We start from the raw sequence: 18,937 nt of genomic DNA, 5'->3' as shown, positions 1-18,937 counted from the left end.
CTCTCATATTTGGTGTTTTGTATATGATCAGATTTAGTAGGAATATTTCACTCTAAAAAAGCCTGTTGCTTATTTTTCTTTATCCTTAATTTTTTCCCGAATGCTTTCAAGCTCTTCTAAAGACAACTCTCCTAACGATTTCTTTATTTCTTCTTCGATTAGTTTTCTGTTGTTTTCGCGGTATTGATCCCACCATTCGCGTAATCCTTCTGTGTTACTTAAAAGATATTCAATGTCAATTTCTTCGACTTCATCATCAGACAAATAATTCAAAACAGCAGCTAGCCAACGATTAAGATTTTTTATTTCATCTTCGTATTTATTCTTGATAGCGGATAGTTCGTCTGTGTCCTTTTCAGTCTCTTCGTTATTTGTAGCAGTCTTACGAGGCATTGATTTCACTCCTAGTCTTTAGTTTTAATTATTAGTATTACCATAAAATACGTACACATTATCCTGAAATCACCTAATATTGAGCTAGGCGCAAAACTATATATCGTTATTTCAGTTACTGGTGTTCCCTTATTTCGGAATTAACATGATTGATAAGGGACTCATAGTAAATAAATCTGGAAAATTCAATCATTACCAGTAATAGAACAAGCTAATTCTAGAATAAAATAGTTAGATAAAAGAATGAGAGGAGGAGTTATATGAATGTAAGTAATCCAGCTGGTTTTTGGGTTAGACTTGGTGCAGGTATTTTAGATTCGATTATATTATTTGTGGTGCTCGGTTTTATTTCATCTATAGTTTACGGACAGTTTTTTATTGATAGTTTCTCTTTTATCGATACGTTTAATTTACTATATTACTTACTCTTGCCGGTATTTTGGTACGGTTATACGATAGGTAAGAAAGCATTAGGTATTCGAATTGTCAGAGTGGATGGTGAAAAAGTAGGGATTGGCACAATGCTTCTAAGAGAACTTGTAGGCGGGTTTATTTATGTGATTACATTAGGAATTACGGTTATTGTTAGTGCTTTTATGGTTGGGTTAAGAGACGATAAACGTTCAATTCATGACATGATTGCAGGAACGTATGTAACATACGATTCTCCTCATGATACTGAGAAAATGTAAAAAATACGGGCTATCCAAAAGGTTAAAAATAGAACCTTTCGGATAGCCCCTTCTTGATATCTGACTTTGTATTATATACATTTGAATGCAATAGTTTAACAAGATTTTATTATTACTAATCTATCACCTTCGTGGTATTATTAAGTATTAGTAGTTGTAGTAACTGATTTCAAAAGGAATGAGTAGAAATGTTAGATAAATATATAACTGAGGTGAAAATGCGTTGCCTTGAGTCTGGGCTAGACCCAAATGAAATTCCTATGTTTACAAGGGTTACAGATTTTGAACTTAACAGGATTCACGAGGAATATAGGGATACTTTATCTGTCATCAGACTTTTCATCAATAAATTTTTATCTAAAACTAAAGGAACGCCATTATTTGTAACAGTGACTGATGATAAAGGAACATTCATTGAGTATATGGGAGACGAAAGTTTGGAGCAGACAGTCGTCCATCAAGTGGGGTTGCAAAAAGGGGTTCAATTTACGGAAAGCAAAGCTGGCGTTAGTTCGATTCTTGCTGCTATAGAACTTGAAAAGCCTATTCAATTTCTAGGAACGGATCACTACCATAATTTCCTACATACGGCAGCCTGTTATAGTGTCCCTTTATATGTTAATGATAATTTGGTTGGTACGATCTCTATAATGACATTTTTGGATTATGCTCATCCAATGATTTTAGCAACATTAGAAACGGTTGTTGATTCTATTAAGAGTGAGTTAGACTTACGTGAGCAAAATCGATATTTAGACAAAATGAATCAAATGATGCTGGAACAATCGACAACAGGTTATATTGTACTGAATAAAGAAGGGAAGATAGTGAATGTCAATCCAAAAGCACAAGCTATCCTTCCAGAAGTGCAACTAAGATGTAAATTTATTCAAGATATTGAGGCATTTAATAATTTATATAAGCAATTTCAAGGTGGTCAAAATATACGTAGTTATGAGATAAGGATTCATAACTCCAAAAATATCGTCTGTTTAGTTGATTATTTTCCTTTTTTAGAGGGAAGTTTAATTCAACTTCATGATATTTCCGAATATAAAAAAACGGAAGCTTACATTCAAGATGCAGAGAAATTGTCTATACTTGGTCAATTAGCTGCAGGAATCGCGCATGAAATAAAAAATCCATTAACAACACTTAAAGGGTTTATTCAACTAATCCAAGAGAAGAGTTACGACGAGTCGTTTACACCTATAATGATTAAAGAAATCGAGCGAATAAATGACATTACTAATGAATTTTTAGACCTATCAAGACCAACTGTCCTATCAAAAGAAATATATGATATTCAAAAAATATTTCAAGAATTAGAAGTATTTTTATCAAGTTTAGCTTTACCGAAAAATATTGAATTTCTGCAAACTTATAATGGGGCTACAAGTATTTACTGTGATGGCAACCAGTTAAAGCAAGTTTTTATTAATATTTTTAAAAATTGTGTGGAAGCAATTGAGCATAATGGGAAAATTCAACTTACTGTAGGACCGTACGATTCGGATAACATTTTAATCCGGTTAGAGGATAATGGAGATGGATTTCCAGAACACATACTTAACAAAATGGGACAACCATTTGTCACTACAAAAAAACATGGGCATGGATTGGGAATTATGGTATGTAAACGAATCATTGAAACTGTTCATTTAGGCCAATTAAAAATGTATAATAAAAACAGTGGAGCGGTAATAGATATCATTCTTCCTCATAGTAATGAATAGGATGTAGACTACTATGTTTTTATCATGAAAAATAGGCACTTTCTTATAAATAGGAAGTGTCTATTTATATAAGCCCGTCTTTGAAGAAGCATGTGTCATTATATAGAACGGGTAACTTTTGAAAGGTGTTGAAGGATCGATGGGAAATGGAAAGGCTATCACTTCTTTTGTTTTCGGGATACTTTCAATTCTAGCTATAATTATCATGTTTTTAGGTATAGTTGTGGGAATGGTTGGACTCATATTCGGTATAATAGCGTTAAAAGAAATGGAACGTTTTGAAAAAGGTGAAAAGAAATTGGCAATCATAGGTATCGTATGTAGCAGCATTGGTATTTTTCTACCAATATTGTTTTCTATTATTGCTATAACAGCTTTCATGAACCCGAGTCCTTAATAAATCACATTTTAAGATCTGATGGGGCGTTTATTAACAACAGAATAGATTTTTCATTTTTGAAAATCGTATTAATCATGTTATCTATATATGGAAGTTTTTCGATTAACAACGAACTTCCGTTTAATTAGGGGGAGGGGGATTGTGACCATCTTTGATGTATCGTGGCAGGTTTTTAATTTATTTCTTTTTGTGATCCTTATTACTTTTCTAGTGGTTTCTTTGCGGTTAGTTGTTAAGAAGAAAATATCATTTAAGGTTGCAACAGTTATCGTAACAATAGGAGTCCTTCTCATCATAGAATTTATGAAATATACAACATTTGAAAAGATTTATATCCATCAACTTAATGAGGAAAGTATTGTCGAAAACATTACTATTGTTGAGTTTACTGATGATCATTTTCCTGAGAGGTATGCACATGCAACAATTAGAGATGAGGAAATCATTGACGATATTATTGAAGATCTTACGTCAATGAGACTTAAAAAGGATACTAGTGAACATAGCTTTCCAAGGGATTATTATATTCGTATTCTAACTACCAATATGACGAAAGATAATTATTTGCTTACAGATAGTTTTTCCTTCACACTGGACGATCAGCATATAAATGATTTTGAAATAGTAAGTGATACAAATCATTTAAAAACAATTGAAGAGCTTGTTGAAGATGAAGACGTTGACTGGATTTTTAGGGAAGAATGAACAATATTTCAATGTAGTACATAATAAAGGGGTGTCATAGGTCAAAAAACCTTTTGGACACCCCTTTCTTACTTTAATTAAAACTGAGAGCCACCCATTTGCTGCTCAGCCATTTGAACTAATCTTTTTGTAATTTCTCCACCAACAGAGCCGTTTGCACGGGAAGTTGTGTCAGCGCCTAATTGAACGCCAAATTCTGATGCAATTTCGTACTTCATTTGATCCAATGCTTGCTGTACACCTGGAACTAATAATTGATTTGAATTATTGTTGTTACTTGCCATGTTTAAAACACCTCTTTCTTGGTTTTGAGATTAGTATCTATAATTATCTTACTTCTATGTAAACCAAAGAGATGTAATTGTTACCAATTTAGAGGAATGGAAGTATACAATATTTAAATTTAATCGTAAATCTTAACTATGGCGTCTCCTAACTCTCTTATAATGCAGCCCGGGCTGGTTAAGTATTGTGGATGAGAGTTAAGAGACATAATTAATAATATACAATTTTTGTAAGTTGTAGTCTAGGTAAATGGAAGTAAATAAAATTAGTGAACTTGTCATAGTATATAGTTTGAATTGTACTTACATAATATCACTTAACTGAAATGTAGTGATATTATGTCATTAGTTCTTATTCAAGATTCCTAAATATTCTTTCCATGGTCCAACATCCTCGCTGTATCTCTTAGCCATTACTCTAACGATTTGAGAAATGTGCGTTAAGTCATGAATAGCCCAAGTAGCCAGCAACTCTCTTACTTTTACTACTCCAAATGCAGGGTGTGATCCTGTTAATTCAAGGTGTGAGTTAGGTTTGATAAGTGATTTTAGTTTTTTTATATTTTTTACTCTAATACATTTAAACTCTGACAGCTTTTGATTCATAGTACGTTTGGTTTCCTCATTTAAATGTGAATATCGATCAAATTCCGGAAAAGGCTTTGTTTCTCCTTCTTGAAGAATTATTTCTAACCTTGGAATCCAATTATTTTTTTCTCCGTCAATGAGGTGATCAATCACTTGAGATACATTCCAAGTTCCTTCACCTTCATTGTTTTCAAACCATTCCGATGATAAGCCAGATAATAAATGCTCCAATGTTTGTGGTGTACGCTCTAGAACTTGAATTACTTCTTCAAAATTAAAATTCATATAATTTCTCCTTTAATTAGATCTATCAAGAACGGATTCACGCATTTTAGAAATCAGAGAACAAGACATTAATTGAAAGCAATGTTTAATAGTGTGGCTCTTTCTCCTCTTGATGCCCCTTAACTTTAGTTTCTATTGAAACAACCAGTTTATTTTGATAGCGTGTTGATCTAGGACGATGAGGACTTTTTTTTATTTTCACAGGCTCATGTATTTGATCAGATATTTTACTTAGTTGCTCTTGTAATTCCATTTTTTGATGGAGATCTAAATACTTGGAAAATTTAGAGTGACAATTTTCTGTGATCCACTTTAATGATTTTAACATGACGTTATATAAGTGTTCATGGGCTGTTTTGTTAAATCTTTGCTTTAATGCTTCTTCATAGACGAAAGTTTTTTGTTCAATGAATTTTGTTTGATTAAATGTTTTGTTAATACAAGCTAGCTGAGACTCAGCTGAGAGGTGTTCAAATTCACTAATATCATGAAATTCTTTAATCGTTTCAATATGTGTGTCCATAAATTCAGAGTTTAGAATTTTATTTATTGTTTCCTCCTTAACCGAATCTTTTAATGTTGCTGAATTAATCAGATCGTTTAATTTTTTATAATTCTCTTTATTAGTATCAGATATGTTTTTTATTGTTATATCTTCTTTTGGTTTTTTTAGGTATCTATATATGGTAGCCTTATGACGTTGGCATTCTTGGGCAATATCTAAAACGGAATAGTTGTGGGTTCGTAAATAGTTAATCAAATCCGATATTTTGTTATGGTTTTTTCTTATTTTATTTAGTTCATTTTTCAAGCGTGTAATCACACGTTCAAGCTTATTGGTTTCTTTCATCACTAAACAAAGGGTGTGAGTTTTTTTATGGTTGGTAAGATTGTAATAATGTATCATTCCATCTACTAAATAATATTTATTGTCTGCTGTTGGTCCTTCAACGACGAGTGGGGGAGTTTGGTCATGCGGTTTAGTTGACGGTAAATCCATTTCATCTTCAAAAAAGTTCCCTTCAAGAATGATATCATCAAGCCGAATTTTTCTTAGTTTCATTTATCGCATCACCTAACTTATTTTTTTAATGGGTATTCTGTACTGCTTTGTCCTATGACATTAATTGTTTGAATTTTCAACATTTTCACTGTTGTTAGTTATTTACCGTGTAATATTATGTGAAAGCGAGTTTTTATTGAAGCAAGAAACAGGAAAAGGAATATTAGATAGGAAGCAACTTCTATCACCTTAAATACATAGGAATTTTGCTGCAGTCTTCTAACTGGGGTGTCTTAAAAGGTCAAAGAGACATCCCCGTTTGTTACTCTCAAGTATTATAGACTGTTACTTGATTTATGGTTTGTACCACAATTTATCGAAGTTTAACAGGTTATAGCTATTAAGCTCAATCCCTTGCAGCTTCTCGTCAGCCTCAATAAGAGCATGAGTTTGTCGTTGATATAGGAAAATAAGGTAATGGTTGTCTAAAAGAAATGTCTCAATTTTTCTCAGGCTTTTGTATGCAGTTTTTGTATCTGGGCTTTGGCTAACAACATCCAACAATGAGTGTATATACCCTTTTGCTTCTGGTGGCAATGTGTTAAGGATAAAACTGGTATTATCTGTTAGTGTATTTAACATAGAAAAAAGTCTGTCTTCACTAAGACAAATTTCTGTTACAATTAGATCAGTTTTATGAAGCTGATCCGATTCGGCTAGTTGGTGTATATCGATCATTTCAGATTGTAGTTTAATTCCTAACTCGCTAAATACTTCTGTTAGTTGTTCTAACTCAAAGCTGAAATATGGATTTTGTTCGTAGTTTGTTGCAGTAAGCTTTAGGGTTTGACCTGTTAAGCCTTGCTCTAAGAACCATTTTTTTGCTTCGTCAAAATTAGATTCTTGCCTTAATATGCCTGCATGTTCATCGAAAAGGCTATCTGGAAACCAGACTTCATGTTTCGGGTGATTGTTAAATAGCTTTGCTCTATCAATTGCATACGAAAGCATTCTTCGAAAATTGGTGTGACGGTGGATTCCTGCCTTTTTGTGATTGACGACAACGTAAATGCCTCCTAATTCCGGAAAAACAGAGTTATATTTTTTCGTTAACTTTGTCTCTTGATCTAAAAGTTTATAGTGAATCTGTCTAGATGATGAATAAGAAGAGTTAGGTATATTAAATAATTCCACTTTGTCTAGTAAGGGACGGTAGCCAAAATAATTAGAGTAAGCTTCGAGAACGAGATACCCTTTAATATAGTCAGTGATTTGATAAGGACCGCTTCCGATTGGTCTCATTTTAAAAGTTTCCGGGTCTTTTTTATATATGTGAATAGGAATAATCATGGATTGGTAATCCGTAAATAAGTGCATAAAAAGCTTGTTTGGTTGTAGTAAATGAAAAGTAATGACGGTCGATGAATTTTCTTCTATATGAGTAATATCTTCAATCATTTTCGTTCTCCACCTATCAAACTGCATCACTTTCCAAAAATTAACATTTTCCTTAACTGTTTGGGAGGTCAAAGGACTTCCGTCGTGAAACAAAATACCCTTCCGTAAATAAACACGCCATATTCGTCCATTATCTAGTTGTTCCCAATGATGAGCTAGCTCTGGAACAAATTCATGTTTCTCAGAATTATACCGTATAAGACGATTGAATATATGGTTAGCAAGGTGCCATTCATGTTTTGTCGTCATATTGAAAGGAAGCAAAGTATAAATTTGGCGGTATAATGGGTATCTTAGAATATCCAGTCCATCATCCCGGATCCATTGGAACTGATCTTCTACCAACTTAACGAACGAAGGCTCCAATTCAGCTTGTTGTTCCATCCACCTTAATGTTCGTTTAATGTCTCCCTCTTCAATCCATGTTTGAACACATTGTTGCTCGACTTCTTGAGGTTTCAATAGAAAGGTTAATGTGGAAGCTTTTCCTCTTCCGGAACTTGGTTTCCAGCATATCCATTCTTGAACTTGCATTTGTTTAATCACAGACTTGGCATGACGTTCCGAACAGGAAAGTAAATCGGCAATTTGGGATATATATACCTGAGCATCTGTGGGGCCCATAGTAGAGTAAAGGATGAAGTAATGTTTGCTTAATTTCATTTTCTTTTTCCTCCTTTATCTAAAGGATGATGGTTAAGTATTTCGAGATCTAGACTTATTCTTCCTGTTTTTTTCTTTTTCCCATAGAATTTTAATTTTTAAATCTAAAGAATTTAAGTGTAATTAACATTTTATGTTAAGATATTGGGGTTCACATATTAAATAGCAAAAATATACATTTCAAAGAAAATATATATAAAGGGGAATTTGTATGGAAGATGATACACGCCTTCAAAGGCATATACAAAATAAAAACAGTCATGAGCCGAAAATAATTTTATTGGTACTGCATAGTCTTTTTATTTCAATTCCTGTCTATGTAATTTTAGGTAGTATCTATTATTTTAATATTATTAATGGTTTTTTCTTTTTGGGTTCTCTCATTATAACGATGGTTATTGGTTTAATTTTTTTAGTTATCTATCGGAATAACAAACAGAAGAGACTGACAACCGTTTTTTTCATTTTGTTCTTATTGCTCTTCTTTTATTATGAATTTCCTCTCTTAAACTATGAAAGTCATACTTATGTCGTAACTGGATACGAGGAACCAGAAGAACTACTTAAAGATTCAGGTATACATATATTATCAGTGAAATTAATCGATATTCATTACATAGATAACAAAGAAGTAATTAGAGACACCTATACTAGTGGTGATGTTGAAATTTATGAGTTGTACGAAATGACAAATCAAGATCGCTATAAAAGTAAAATAAGAGAGAGTGTAAAAATGGTAGGGTTTGAAAAAGAAGACTTCCATCAAATGGGGGAGAATGTGAAAAATTACATTCAGGAAGACATTGAATTTATTAATGCTTTTTTGCAACGAGAAAATATGATTGGAAACAGTGCTGGGTTAGCACTGGCGCTAACAGCTATGATTCATCAGGGAATATTAGTGAACCATATTCCATTTGGGGTCACTGGAACGATTGAACCTAATGGGGATGTTTTGGAAGTAGGAATGATTAAAGAGAAAATGTTAATTTCCGAACAAAAAGGGCTACCATGGATTATCTTACCAATGCAAAATGTTGAAGAAGCAGAGAGGGTGAAGTTTCAAGAAGAATTATCGATTGAAATTTTGTCTGTTAGCCATATTGATGAAGTAAAAGAAGCTATCAAGCAATTAAACAAACCTATGTAGAGTGTTTAAGGAGGAGAGTAATAATAAAAAAAGCCAAGGCAAATGCCAAAGGCTTTTTTTATTAGAAGATGGAATTGTATCGCCAAATCATTCCATGAATAGGGCTACAATCCAACTGTTTATCGGGTGATTTTATATTATCAATTATTTCAAAAGTTGTATGGATTCCTGTTAGAAAATATAACAAGAAACATACATTTCAAATACATATTTAAAGTAGTATTTATTCTTGCCTTTTAGTAGTACGTCAATCAAGTTTTGTTAGATTTCTTTTTAAAGTGATATATAAAACTTTGGTTACTGTATCACTTGAACATATTTTAATCTATTCTCCTTCATCTCCAATATCACTACTGTTAGTAGTTTCACTGTTTGTTATATACGGTTTTTCTGCTAGAGGTTTAGTGGTACTTTTCTCATTTTTTACAAATTGACCAAATGAGTATGTTTCTGGAAAGTTCTGCTTAAACTTCGTAGTTACATAAGCAACGAAAGTCAAGCTAATAAAAGCAACTAAAATCTTTATAATTTTCAGCCCCCCAATAGATGGTTTATAGGGAAGTAATATGTAAAAATTGGAAATTTAGAAGAAGAGCTTAAAGTTACGGACATAAATTCGGAGAGTTATTTTGAAAACGATAGGAATGATCTGGACGGACACCTAGGCTTAGGCAACGGCATAGACTACATATAGTTTATAAGAGGAGGAGTTTTCATGGAAAATAACAAACATCAAGCTTATGATTTACCTCAGTCTTACCAACCCCATCCCTTTCCAACGGCTGCTTATGTAAATCGTGCGATGGTTTCACAGGAATTATTAGTAGCTAAACGAATGAAACAGTTAACCTTTGAAGAAATAGCTACTAGGATTGGTGGAAGCAAGGAGTGGGTAGCGGCTGCCATGTTAGGGCAGGCAAGCATGGAAAGAGAAGATGCTTTCCAGTTAACAGAGCTTCTTGAGGTAGACTCTCGTTTGGCTTATGTGTTAGAGGAGCCTCCGATGAGAGGGTCCCTTGATCGGACAGTGCCGGTTGATCCATTAATCTACCGTTTTTATGAAATAACACAAGTATATGGTACAACTCTAAAGGCACTCATTAATGAGATGTTCGGAGATGGAATTATGAGTGCCATCAATCTAGATATAAAAGTTGATAAACGTCCAGACGATGAAGACCCGGAAGGAGAACGAGTCGTTATTACATTAGACGGAAAATTTTTACCCTATGAAAAATGGTAGACGGGGGAAATCCTTTTCTGTTTATACCATTTAAATTCAAATAGATGGATTTTAATGGTATATTTTTGTTCTGTAAGGGGGATAATTAAGTAGACAAAATTTTAATTACAATTAATATCGTTTAATAATCCCCAACTGCTGCTTTATGTCATACAACTTTCTATAAGCTTCTCGGTACTCAACATCTATCTGAGTGACAACATTCATAATGAGATTATTGTCGTACTCTTTTTTTAAAATTGAAAATACAAGAAGTTTTTTCGTTTTAATTACTGTCATGACCTCAACAATAGGTATTGTGACAGTTGTTGTTTTTGTTTTTAATAAAGTTATGATGAAATCTTTGAATTTTAGTACAAATTTTCTTTCATCAGGCGTGTCCATTATTAATTCGTCAAATTGCTGTAGGGCATTTATTAGTTCAGATTCTTTTACGTTCATCATTTACTAACACCCCTTAAAAAATATTACCTAATGAATCTTTTTATCTGTTATCTAAGGAGTTGACATTCATTAGCTGATTGACATTGGTTTTCTGTTAGTCTCTATTGTTTTACGACATTTTTTTTCATTACGCTGTCATTCAATTAGTAATCGAAAACATGGATTTATAGTGTAACAGAAAAATTCTTAATAGTTGATTTATTCTTTGAAAATAAGATGAAAGAACTATTAATTGCGATCTTTTCTATAGTGATTCATTTTCACAAAACCTCACAAAGTATTTAGTGGGGGGAGGATAAGTTATAAAGTAAAAGTGAGGAGAAGAAATAGAGCCTTTAAGTTTTTTGAGAGCTTAAAATTATTGGATTCTAGCAAAAAATTATATGTACTATATTTTAAATTGGTTAATTATAGTAAAATTAAAACATCAAAATATATAAAATGAACTGGAGTGAGGATACTGATTTAAAACAAAGGCTTAAAAAAATTTGATTGTGAAATTTTAAAGAGAGAATTTATATTAGTAGGCAATAGTATAACTAGTACTTAGACATATTGTTGAGAGGAGCGATTATCTATGGGAATACCTATTCCTGAAATAACATTAAATGATGGTGTTACTATTCCAGTTGTTGGATTAGGTACATATACACTTAAGGGATGTCAAGGAGCCGATGCTATACAAAGCGCTATTGATGAAAGAGGATATCGGTTAATTGATTCTGCTTATAATTATGAGAACGAAGGAACAGTAGGTGAGGCTGTTAGACGAAGTTCTGTTTCAAGAGAAGAATTAAAAATTACTTCTAAACTACCAGGACGATATCAAGAGTATAAAAAAGCTGTCATAACGATAGAAGAATCTTTATATCGTGCGAATTTAGATTATTATGATTTATACCTCATTCATTGGCCGAATCCAAAACAAGATAACTACTTAGAAGCTTGGCAAGCATTAATAGACGCTAAAAAGAAGGGACTGATTCGATCTATTGGTGTTTGTAACTTTCTGCCTGAACATTTAGAGCGTTTACATAGGGAAACCGGTGTTATGCCGAGTATAAACCAAATTGAATTACATCCTTTATTTAATCAAGAACAACAAAGAAAATGGCATAAAGTGAATAATGTTACAACACAATCTTGGAGCCCGTTAGCTCGAGCGAATGAAGTCTTACAAAATAGTACTTTGCAACAAATTGCAGAAAAACACAACAAATCAATATCGCAAGTTATTCTTCGTTGGCATTATCAACTTGGAGCTATTTCAATTCCTAAATCTTCGTCTCCTGAAAGACAATTTGAAAATATATCAATTTTTGACTTTACCTTAGATGAAGCAGATATGAATCTTATATTAGGTTTAAATCAAACTGATGGCAGAATAAATAATCAAGATCCTGCTATTTATGAAGAGTTTTAAATAGGAGTAGTTAATAATGAATCTCATCAAAATACTGTTATTCAAATCCGCCCAAAGAAATAATGGGCGGATTTTTAGCTTTAATAACTAGCTGTTATGTAGTTTAGCTTTTGAACATGATCGCCTTGTTTCCATGCATGATTTGTCCAGCTTTTGAATAAATATAAAAAACGATCTTCTGACATTCTTTTGCATTGTATTACCTTTAAGTTACGTGACAAGCTATGTTTTACAAATAGGGGGACTTTGAATGGTTGAAGCTATTTTGAAATTTTTTGTTAGTGAACAGCAAGCTCAATCTATTTTATCCAATTCGTTAATTGAATTCATTTTCTTGGTACTTTTTTTGACATTTACCGTCACTGTTGTTATTCATTTTGTTTTATTTAGTAAATTACGAAGAATACGCAACTTTATTAATGATACAAATTCACTGGAGATTGCTCCTGTAAATAGGTTTCAGATGGAATTTGGACATAAGAATCAACAGGAATCTGTAAAAGTGGAGACATTTGTCCAAAATAAGTTCTCCAGTTGGCGTGTGTTTAATATACCAGTTGTAAGTCTCATCAAAATGATTCAAATGACCGTATCCGTTTTTATTTTAATTGGTGTATTAGGGACTTTCATTGGACTTGCTATATCACTTGGAAGCATTAATGCTACAGGCGACCAACTTGTTGAAAATGTCGCGATGGTACTAGCAGGTATTGATGTGGCGTTCTATACGAGTATTGCAGGTATGGGGTTATCTTTAATTATGACAGTTATAACTCGAGTAGCGAATACGGAAATGATGCTAACAGATATTATGTTAAAAACAGAATCTTTTTTAGAGGAGACGGAACCAGATGCGATGGCTCGTCTCATTGATGTATCCGAAACGATCAATTCTTCCATCAATCAACTACGGGAAACGAATGAACAATCTTTACAGAGTATTGTTGACTCTTTTCATGGCTTTCAAGAATATACTGTGGGGTTGCAGCAATCTGCTAAAGATTTAGCAAAGTTTAATGAGGGTTTATCAGCAAACCTTAAGGATTTCACGGCTATTTTTAATAATGTTCAAGAAGTAACTAATGGCTTTGATAAAGGGGTCACGAAACTAAATAAAAACTTTGATCAATTATTCTCCTATTTTTACAAAATAGATCAGAGAAATGAAAAAATGACAAGTGCTTTTACTGAAACGTATAAAAAGGTATCTGAACTAACAAATTCCCAAACAGAAACAATGACTCACTTCCAGCATTCGGTTGAAGACTTGAGAGACTTTTTCTCTTCAGTTGCTCAAAGACAAGAATCGATTTATGCATCTTTTGAGAAGATGATTTCACAGAGTGATCAATTTGCTAAGCTGATGAAAGAGAATAATCAAAAATTCGAACGGATTTTTGGAGAAGATGTAAGTGCAAAATTATTTGAAATGAACTCGTATTTACGAGAACTTCGGAATGATTTTCATACACTTGGGAATTCTGTTGTTCGTCTCCCAAATGCGTTAGAAACAGTGAACAAAGCACAATCGGAGTATAAGAGTTTATTATCCTACCGTTTTGACGAACTAAAGCAGTTTAATCTTGATTTTTCAAATCATTTACAGACACATTCATCCAATGCACAAACCTTAGAGAGCTATATGAATGATGTATCGCGGTCCTACGAGCAACTAGGTATGAAGAACAATCAGCTATTAAATGACATCAATCGAATTATTTCGCAAATGTCGGATTCGTTCAATCATAAAGAAAATCAGATTGAGTTGAGTGTTACGGCATTAAAGGATACCCTTTCTAAATATGTTGTCAACTTGGAAGGGACTCTTGGTGATCGATTGGACAAAGTAAGTAAAAACTTAGCTGAGTATGTAGTTGATATGAATGAAGTGGTTAAAAAGGAATTTAAGCAGATTAGTGAAATTACCGACGATAATCAACAAAGAAATACTCGCTCTTTACAGCAAACACTTAATGAATTAAGTCAAGAATTTCACCAGTTGAATCGCCAGCTTCAGTCTTTCTCTCAAGAGGCAAAAATGCAAAGCAGTCGAATAAGGGTTGGAACAAATGATTAGAAAGTATAAAAGACTATTTCATCGTGAAGAAGAAGAAAGTCATTTTTGGCCGTCATTCACAGATTTATTAACAGCGATCTTACTTTGTTTCATCCTCATCTTTATCATCATGATGGTAATCAAATCATTTCAAATTGAAGAAATGAAACGAACGATTGACCAAATTATGGGGGTCAGAGTAGACTTAATCAACGATTTGAATGAAGAATTTAGTGATTCTTCTCTTAACATTGAAATTGATGAGAAAACGGGTGCGTTAATTTTTAATACGGATATATTGTTTGAGTTTGATGCAGCCATTTTAAAGCCAGAGGCGTTTGAGTTTTTAGATGAGTTTGTACCTGCCTATTTAGATGTGTTATTGGAAAGTGGGTATGATGATTATATTTCTGAAATCATTATTGAAGGCCATGCCGACCAAATTGGCAGTTATTTATACAATCTAGAGTTATCGCAGCAAAGGGCATTTAGTGTAGCGGAATATATTTTAAGTGAAGATTTTCCTTATAGAAATATTCAGGACCATTTAAAAGATAAATTAACGGTAAACGGGAAATCTTACACGGAAGGGCGGACTGATGAAGCAGGAAATTATAGCAATCAAGCCTCTCGTCGGGTAGAATTTAAGTTTCGATTAAAAGATGAAGAGATATTAGAAAAAACACGTGAGTTACTTGATGGATGACAAGTGAAAACAAGGTGGAATAGGTTATAGTATTGTAAGAGGCTTTCCCAAAATTCCGGAACAGAGTTGGCAATGGCTTCGGGGGTGTCTCAAAGGTCAAAAATAGACCTTTGAGACACCCCCTTTCTAAAATGTAATTACAAAACTACATATATTATATGAACATTTATCACGGTTCAACATATTTTACTATTAGCATCATTAAAAAGGATGGTTTCTTATGCCCGCAATCGTAGGAACGGTAAAAGTATTAAGTATTGAAGGTAGTGGAGTTTTTAATATCGGGGATGTATTAAACATGTCACCATCGAGTACATCAAAGGCATATGCAGGTGCAGGATCATTTAATACAGGGGATTATTTAAGGATAAGTAATCAGCATAGTCAAACGAACACATATGACAAAGACCTCAATGATTCCAACATTAAAACTATTATTTAGTTAGGAGGAGCAAATGAATTTTCATATTAATCAAAATATATCGATTCATCTTTTGAAGATTGAGGGGATATCCAATTCATCTGTATTGCAAATTGGTAGTGCAGGAATGATTAAATCTCTATCAAACCTTTATAATACAGGAGGGTTTACAGAACCGGCACCAGAAGTAACAACACCGGCTCCAATTGCCCCTCTCATTCCGCCCGCGACATAATAGTAAAAAGGAGGAGATTTCGTGTACTATGATTACTCAAGTTTAATACAAAATCTCCAACAAATGTATGGATATTTACAAACTCAGCAGCAAAGAATTAATCAATTAGAGTTACAAATCCAAGAGCTTCAAAGTGAAATGAATACATTAAAACAAAATCAAACTTCAAATATCGAAAAAATTGAATATAAGTTTGATCAACTTAAAGTCGAAAGATTAGAAGGTACGTTGAATATTGGGATTACGCCTCAGAACGGAGAAAATTCAATTGAGGATTTTGCCGTTCACCAAGGTGAATTTAATGTTCCTCCTGCCCCACAACATCCGCCTATTTATAAAAATGTTCAACAGCGTGTACATGAATATTTAAACAAATCATGCTATCAAGACATCGATACAATCGAAAAGCGTCTCAAATATCAGTTAAATAACGAGTACAGACAATTTATAATCGAAGATATTCGAAAGCAAATCGATCAGCGCATTCAGCATTACCTTAATCAAATGAAACCACAAAATTTGAACCAAGAGCAATTAGCTGAGATTGAGGAATTGACATTTAATAAAGTGAAAGAGGATATTTGCAAAACCTATGAAGAATTTGTTGGGAATTTACCACGAGAGGAGAATGATTCGTAATTATGAACTTTACTGTTGTGAATAAAAATATATCCGTAGATAATGTTCGAGTGACTGACGTCGCTAGTTCAGCTATCTTCTTAGTGGGAGACGCAGAAACGATTTCGTTGTCTTCTGCTTTTGATACACCACCTGAATCATTAATTATAGGGCCATTTGTGCCACTTGCCCGGGCATAAGGAGTGTCCATCTTGTTAAAACGAACTTCTGTCGTTAAAAACATGAAAGTGATCAATTTAGGTCTTAGTTCTATTTTGGAAATAGGAGATTCATATTCGATCAAACCACGTTCCAAAGTATGGGCGTTGCAACGTCAATTTGAGCTATTTTATGGCGATGAAGGTCATTTTAGGGATCCTGTTTTTACGAGACCATTACCGAAGCCTGACTTTGACGAACCTGTACATTTTGTAAGGTACAATGAATCTCCTACAATAAAAGTGAACAATATCTTTGTTACAGCAGTTGCTGTATCAAGTGTGTTGCATGTAGGATCAACTCAATTGATTGATTCTGAATCTAGAGTTAAGCACATTAGACAGTTATTACATGGTCAAAAAGATAATGACGAGTAATGTAACGGCTTCAATATATTAATTTAACTATAAAATGAAAAGGGTGTTTTTTATGCCTTCAATTGTAGGAGGACCATTTAAAATTAATTCAAATGAAGGAGTTATTAATTTCGGCGACGCCCAAAATATCTCACCAAAAACGACCGGGAAATCTGTAACAGGGTCTGGGAGTGCAATTACGGGTGATTTTGTGATTACTAATAATGGATTTAGTGTCAATAATACCTTTGATCCTGATGTTGCTGACCAAAACATTGGTGGCAATGTTTAAATTTAGAGTTATGAAGTTTTAGTTTCTATTTTAAGGTGGTGAAGTGAATTGGATATTAACGAGTGGAATAATCCATTTCAATCCCAATTTCAAGGGGAATTCTGGAATAATTTTAACAACCTTTTTAATGGAGCTTATTCTCAGCCTAGAGTAAATCTATATCAATCTGGTCATGAATTAATCTGTAATGTCTTTCTTCCTGGTATCAAAAGAGTAGGAGAAATCCACTTGTCTGTAAATGGGAGTACATTAGAGGTAAGCGGTTCTAATTCCCTCGAGTATAATGGATTTCAAATTATTCAACAGGAATTTCCGCACGGTTCTTATAAACGGATAGTAGAACTACCTTTTCCAGTCCGTAAAGATAAAATTGATGCATCTTATAAAAGTGGCTTACTAACAGTGCACTTGTACCGGCTTATACCAGTAAACGAAAAAGAGAAATTAGGGATTCCTATCAGAGATGAAGAGTAGTTTAAAAGTCGTAGGTTAACTATGGCTTTTTTACTATGTAGTCAGAGTGTAACTACTTTCCTTAATTAATAGAATACACGCAATTAATGACATGTATTCTAGATGCTCAAGCTTGAACAAAATTTTAGGTCAAACTGACACCTTTGCTGCATATAATTGTTGCGAAGGGGGTTATCAGCATGAGAGCACCAAGAAGAAGCAGGCCCCGACCTCGAAAAGGTCCGCTGCCATTTCGTTATGTTTTGCTTCTATCTTTTATTATCTTCGTTGCTTTAACTGTTCAAGGGTTATGGATTATTGAGAAGGGCATTCGTCCAACACTTATGGAAATCGCAACTACTGAAACAAAAGTCATTGCGACAAGGGCTATCAATGATGCGGTCTCAAAGAAAATCGCTTCTGACCTTAATCAGGATGAATTGTTTATTACTAATAGTGAAAACATCATACAGTTTAATACACAAATTTACAATCGGATTTTGTCTGAAGCCACATTGCGTGTTGAGAGACATTTGAAAGCCATTGAACGAGGTGAGGCTTTTGATATTTCGATAGATACAGAAAGTGAGCCCATTTCGACAAATGATGGTGGACTTATATATAACATCCCATTAGGTCAAGCAACGAATAATGCATTACTTGCTCAATTAGGGCCAAAAATCCCTGTACGTTTCTCTGCAATTGGGGATGTGAAGACGGATCTAAATTGGGAAGTAATAAATACAGGGATTAACAATACCACGTTGTCAGTAAATTTTGATGTGATAGTAGATGCAAAGATCGTCATCCCATTTGCAACTAGAGAGGAAGCGGTTAAAACGACCATTCCTGTTGGGCTAATTAATATCCAAGGAGAAGTACCTGAATACTACTCAGAAGGCGGAGGGATGATTCTCCCAGCTGGCTCATCACCTGATGGCAGTAGATAAAAACCTAATGAAAGAAGGTAGTTTCGATCATGAGACTACCTTCTTAAACTTCTTGAAACAAGCCTTGTTATTTATTCGTTGCTATAAAAATTGCAGTAGATTATGCTATTAATTATAGTTAATAAGCTGAATCAGGTTAGTTTTACAAATGTATGGAGGTAAGT

23 protein-coding genes are annotated in these 18,937 nt (G+C 33.5%); 17 read left to right on the top strand and 6 right to left on the bottom strand.

Annotated elements, in window-relative coordinates; all coding sequences use genetic code 11:
- Nucleotides 1-69 precede the first annotated feature (69 nt).
- On the bottom strand, nt 70-393 hold the full coding sequence (locus tag SAY88_RS01715; protein WP_332628778.1) for a hypothetical protein: 324 nt from the start codon (nt 391-393) through the stop codon (nt 70-72).
- A gap of 260 nt (nt 394-653) precedes the next feature.
- Between SAY88_RS01715 and SAY88_RS01710 the strand changes: the two genes are divergently transcribed.
- The 4 genes from SAY88_RS01710 to SAY88_RS01695 all read left to right on the top strand — a co-directional run bounded on the left by SAY88_RS01710 (nt 654) and on the right by SAY88_RS01695 (nt 3,926).
- Nucleotides 654-1,085: an RDD family protein gene (locus SAY88_RS01710; protein ID WP_332628776.1), complete on the top strand. Its 432-nt coding sequence runs from the start codon at nt 654-656 to the stop codon at nt 1,083-1,085.
- Nucleotides 1,086-1,273: 188 nt separating this feature from the next.
- Entirely contained in the window at nt 1,274-2,821 is a 1,548-nt protein-coding gene (locus SAY88_RS01705; protein WP_332628774.1) for an ATP-binding protein, read from the top strand.
- 139 nt (nt 2,822-2,960) lie between these two features.
- Nucleotides 2,961-3,218 carry a DUF4190 domain-containing protein gene (locus SAY88_RS01700; RefSeq protein WP_332628772.1) on the top strand — a complete coding sequence of 86 codons (258 nt, stop codon included), beginning with the start codon at nt 2,961-2,963 and terminating at the stop codon, nt 3,216-3,218.
- 144 nt (nt 3,219-3,362) lie between these two features.
- Complete coding sequence (locus SAY88_RS01695) at nt 3,363-3,926, top strand: hypothetical protein (protein ID WP_332628769.1); 564 nt, start codon at nt 3,363-3,365, stop codon at nt 3,924-3,926.
- Between the two features lie 77 nt (nt 3,927-4,003).
- Here the strand turns inward: SAY88_RS01695 and SAY88_RS01690 are convergent, their stop codons facing one another.
- The 4 genes from SAY88_RS01690 to SAY88_RS01675 form a co-directional block, all read right to left on the bottom strand.
- The gene (locus tag SAY88_RS01690; protein ID WP_034742580.1) at nt 4,004-4,210 is read right to left on the bottom strand and encodes an alpha/beta-type small acid-soluble spore protein; all 207 of its coding nucleotides are present in this window, start codon (nt 4,208-4,210) and stop codon (nt 4,004-4,006) included.
- Between the two features lie 345 nt (nt 4,211-4,555).
- On the bottom strand, nt 4,556-5,083 hold the full coding sequence (locus SAY88_RS01685) for a DinB family protein (protein ID WP_332628767.1): 528 nt from the start codon (nt 5,081-5,083) through the stop codon (nt 4,556-4,558).
- An 85-nt stretch (nt 5,084-5,168) separates the two neighbouring features.
- Nucleotides 5,169-6,146 (bottom strand): hypothetical protein, encoded by a 978-nt coding sequence (locus SAY88_RS01680; protein WP_332628765.1) that lies wholly within the window; start codon nt 6,144-6,146, stop codon nt 5,169-5,171.
- A gap of 294 nt (nt 6,147-6,440) precedes the next feature.
- Nucleotides 6,441-8,207, bottom strand: a complete 1,767-nt coding sequence (locus SAY88_RS01675) for an ABC transporter substrate-binding protein (RefSeq protein ID WP_332628763.1) — start codon at nt 8,205-8,207, stop codon at nt 6,441-6,443.
- A gap of 211 nt (nt 8,208-8,418) precedes the next feature.
- Between SAY88_RS01675 and SAY88_RS01670 the strand changes: the two genes are divergently transcribed.
- Both SAY88_RS01670 and cynS read left to right on the top strand, forming a co-directional pair.
- Complete coding sequence (locus SAY88_RS01670; RefSeq protein WP_332628761.1) at nt 8,419-9,357, top strand: S16 family serine protease; 939 nt, start codon at nt 8,419-8,421, stop codon at nt 9,355-9,357.
- A gap of 715 nt (nt 9,358-10,072) precedes the next feature.
- Nucleotides 10,073-10,600: a cyanase gene (gene cynS / locus SAY88_RS01665; RefSeq protein WP_332628759.1), complete on the top strand. Its 528-nt coding sequence runs from the start codon at nt 10,073-10,075 to the stop codon at nt 10,598-10,600.
- A gap of 111 nt (nt 10,601-10,711) precedes the next feature.
- Here the strand turns inward: cynS and SAY88_RS01660 are convergent, their stop codons facing one another.
- The gene (locus SAY88_RS01660; RefSeq protein ID WP_332628757.1) at nt 10,712-11,044 is read right to left on the bottom strand and encodes a hypothetical protein; all 333 of its coding nucleotides are present in this window, start codon (nt 11,042-11,044) and stop codon (nt 10,712-10,714) included.
- 577 nt (nt 11,045-11,621) lie between these two features.
- Between SAY88_RS01660 and SAY88_RS01655 the strand changes: the two genes are divergently transcribed.
- The 11 genes from SAY88_RS01655 (at nt 11,622) to yunB (ending at nt 18,773) form a co-directional block, all read left to right on the top strand.
- Nucleotides 11,622-12,467 carry an aldo/keto reductase gene (locus SAY88_RS01655; protein WP_332628755.1) on the top strand — a complete coding sequence of 282 codons (846 nt, stop codon included), beginning with the start codon at nt 11,622-11,624 and terminating at the stop codon, nt 12,465-12,467.
- Between the two features lie 250 nt (nt 12,468-12,717).
- On the top strand, nt 12,718-14,544 hold the full coding sequence (locus SAY88_RS01650; RefSeq protein ID WP_332628753.1) for a MotA/TolQ/ExbB proton channel family protein: 1,827 nt from the start codon (nt 12,718-12,720) through the stop codon (nt 14,542-14,544).
- The gene (locus SAY88_RS01645) at nt 14,537-15,229 is read left to right on the top strand and encodes an OmpA family protein (RefSeq protein WP_332628751.1); all 693 of its coding nucleotides are present in this window, start codon (nt 14,537-14,539) and stop codon (nt 15,227-15,229) included. Before SAY88_RS01650 ends, SAY88_RS01645 begins: the two co-directional genes overlap by 8 nt.
- 220 nt (nt 15,230-15,449) lie before the next feature.
- Entirely contained in the window at nt 15,450-15,671 is a 222-nt protein-coding gene (locus SAY88_RS01640; RefSeq protein ID WP_332628749.1) for a spore germination protein, read from the top strand.
- 13 nt (nt 15,672-15,684) lie between these two features.
- Nucleotides 15,685-15,885 carry a spore germination protein GerPB gene (locus SAY88_RS01635; protein WP_332628747.1) on the top strand — a complete coding sequence of 67 codons (201 nt, stop codon included), beginning with the start codon at nt 15,685-15,687 and terminating at the stop codon, nt 15,883-15,885.
- 21 nt (nt 15,886-15,906) lie between these two features.
- Complete coding sequence (gene gerPC / locus SAY88_RS01630; RefSeq protein WP_332628745.1) at nt 15,907-16,524, top strand: spore germination protein GerPC; 618 nt, start codon at nt 15,907-15,909, stop codon at nt 16,522-16,524.
- Between the two features lie 2 nt (nt 16,525-16,526).
- The gene (locus SAY88_RS01625; protein ID WP_332628743.1) at nt 16,527-16,703 is read left to right on the top strand and encodes a spore gernimation protein GerPD; all 177 of its coding nucleotides are present in this window, start codon (nt 16,527-16,529) and stop codon (nt 16,701-16,703) included.
- Nucleotides 16,704-16,715: 12 nt separating this feature from the next.
- Complete coding sequence (locus SAY88_RS01620) at nt 16,716-17,099, top strand: spore germination protein GerPE (RefSeq protein WP_431308828.1); 384 nt, start codon at nt 16,716-16,718, stop codon at nt 17,097-17,099.
- A gap of 52 nt (nt 17,100-17,151) precedes the next feature.
- Nucleotides 17,152-17,370 (top strand): spore germination protein, encoded by a 219-nt coding sequence (locus SAY88_RS01615; RefSeq protein WP_332628739.1) that lies wholly within the window; start codon nt 17,152-17,154, stop codon nt 17,368-17,370.
- A gap of 48 nt (nt 17,371-17,418) precedes the next feature.
- Nucleotides 17,419-17,844 carry an Hsp20/alpha crystallin family protein gene (locus SAY88_RS01610; RefSeq protein WP_332628737.1) on the top strand — a complete coding sequence of 142 codons (426 nt, stop codon included), beginning with the start codon at nt 17,419-17,421 and terminating at the stop codon, nt 17,842-17,844.
- Between the two features lie 179 nt (nt 17,845-18,023).
- Nucleotides 18,024-18,773, top strand: a complete 750-nt coding sequence (gene yunB, locus SAY88_RS01605; protein ID WP_332628735.1) for a sporulation protein YunB — start codon at nt 18,024-18,026, stop codon at nt 18,771-18,773.
- Nucleotides 18,774-18,937: the final 164 nt, after the last annotated feature.

It is taken from the genome of Halalkalibacter flavus, from assembly GCF_036663575.1.
In the GTDB taxonomy this organism is placed as follows: domain Bacteria; phylum Bacillota; class Bacilli; order Bacillales; family Bacillaceae_D; genus Halalkalibacter; species Halalkalibacter flavus.
Note: the sequence above shows the minus strand (reverse complement) of the source record. Positions and strands in the feature narration are given on the sequence as shown.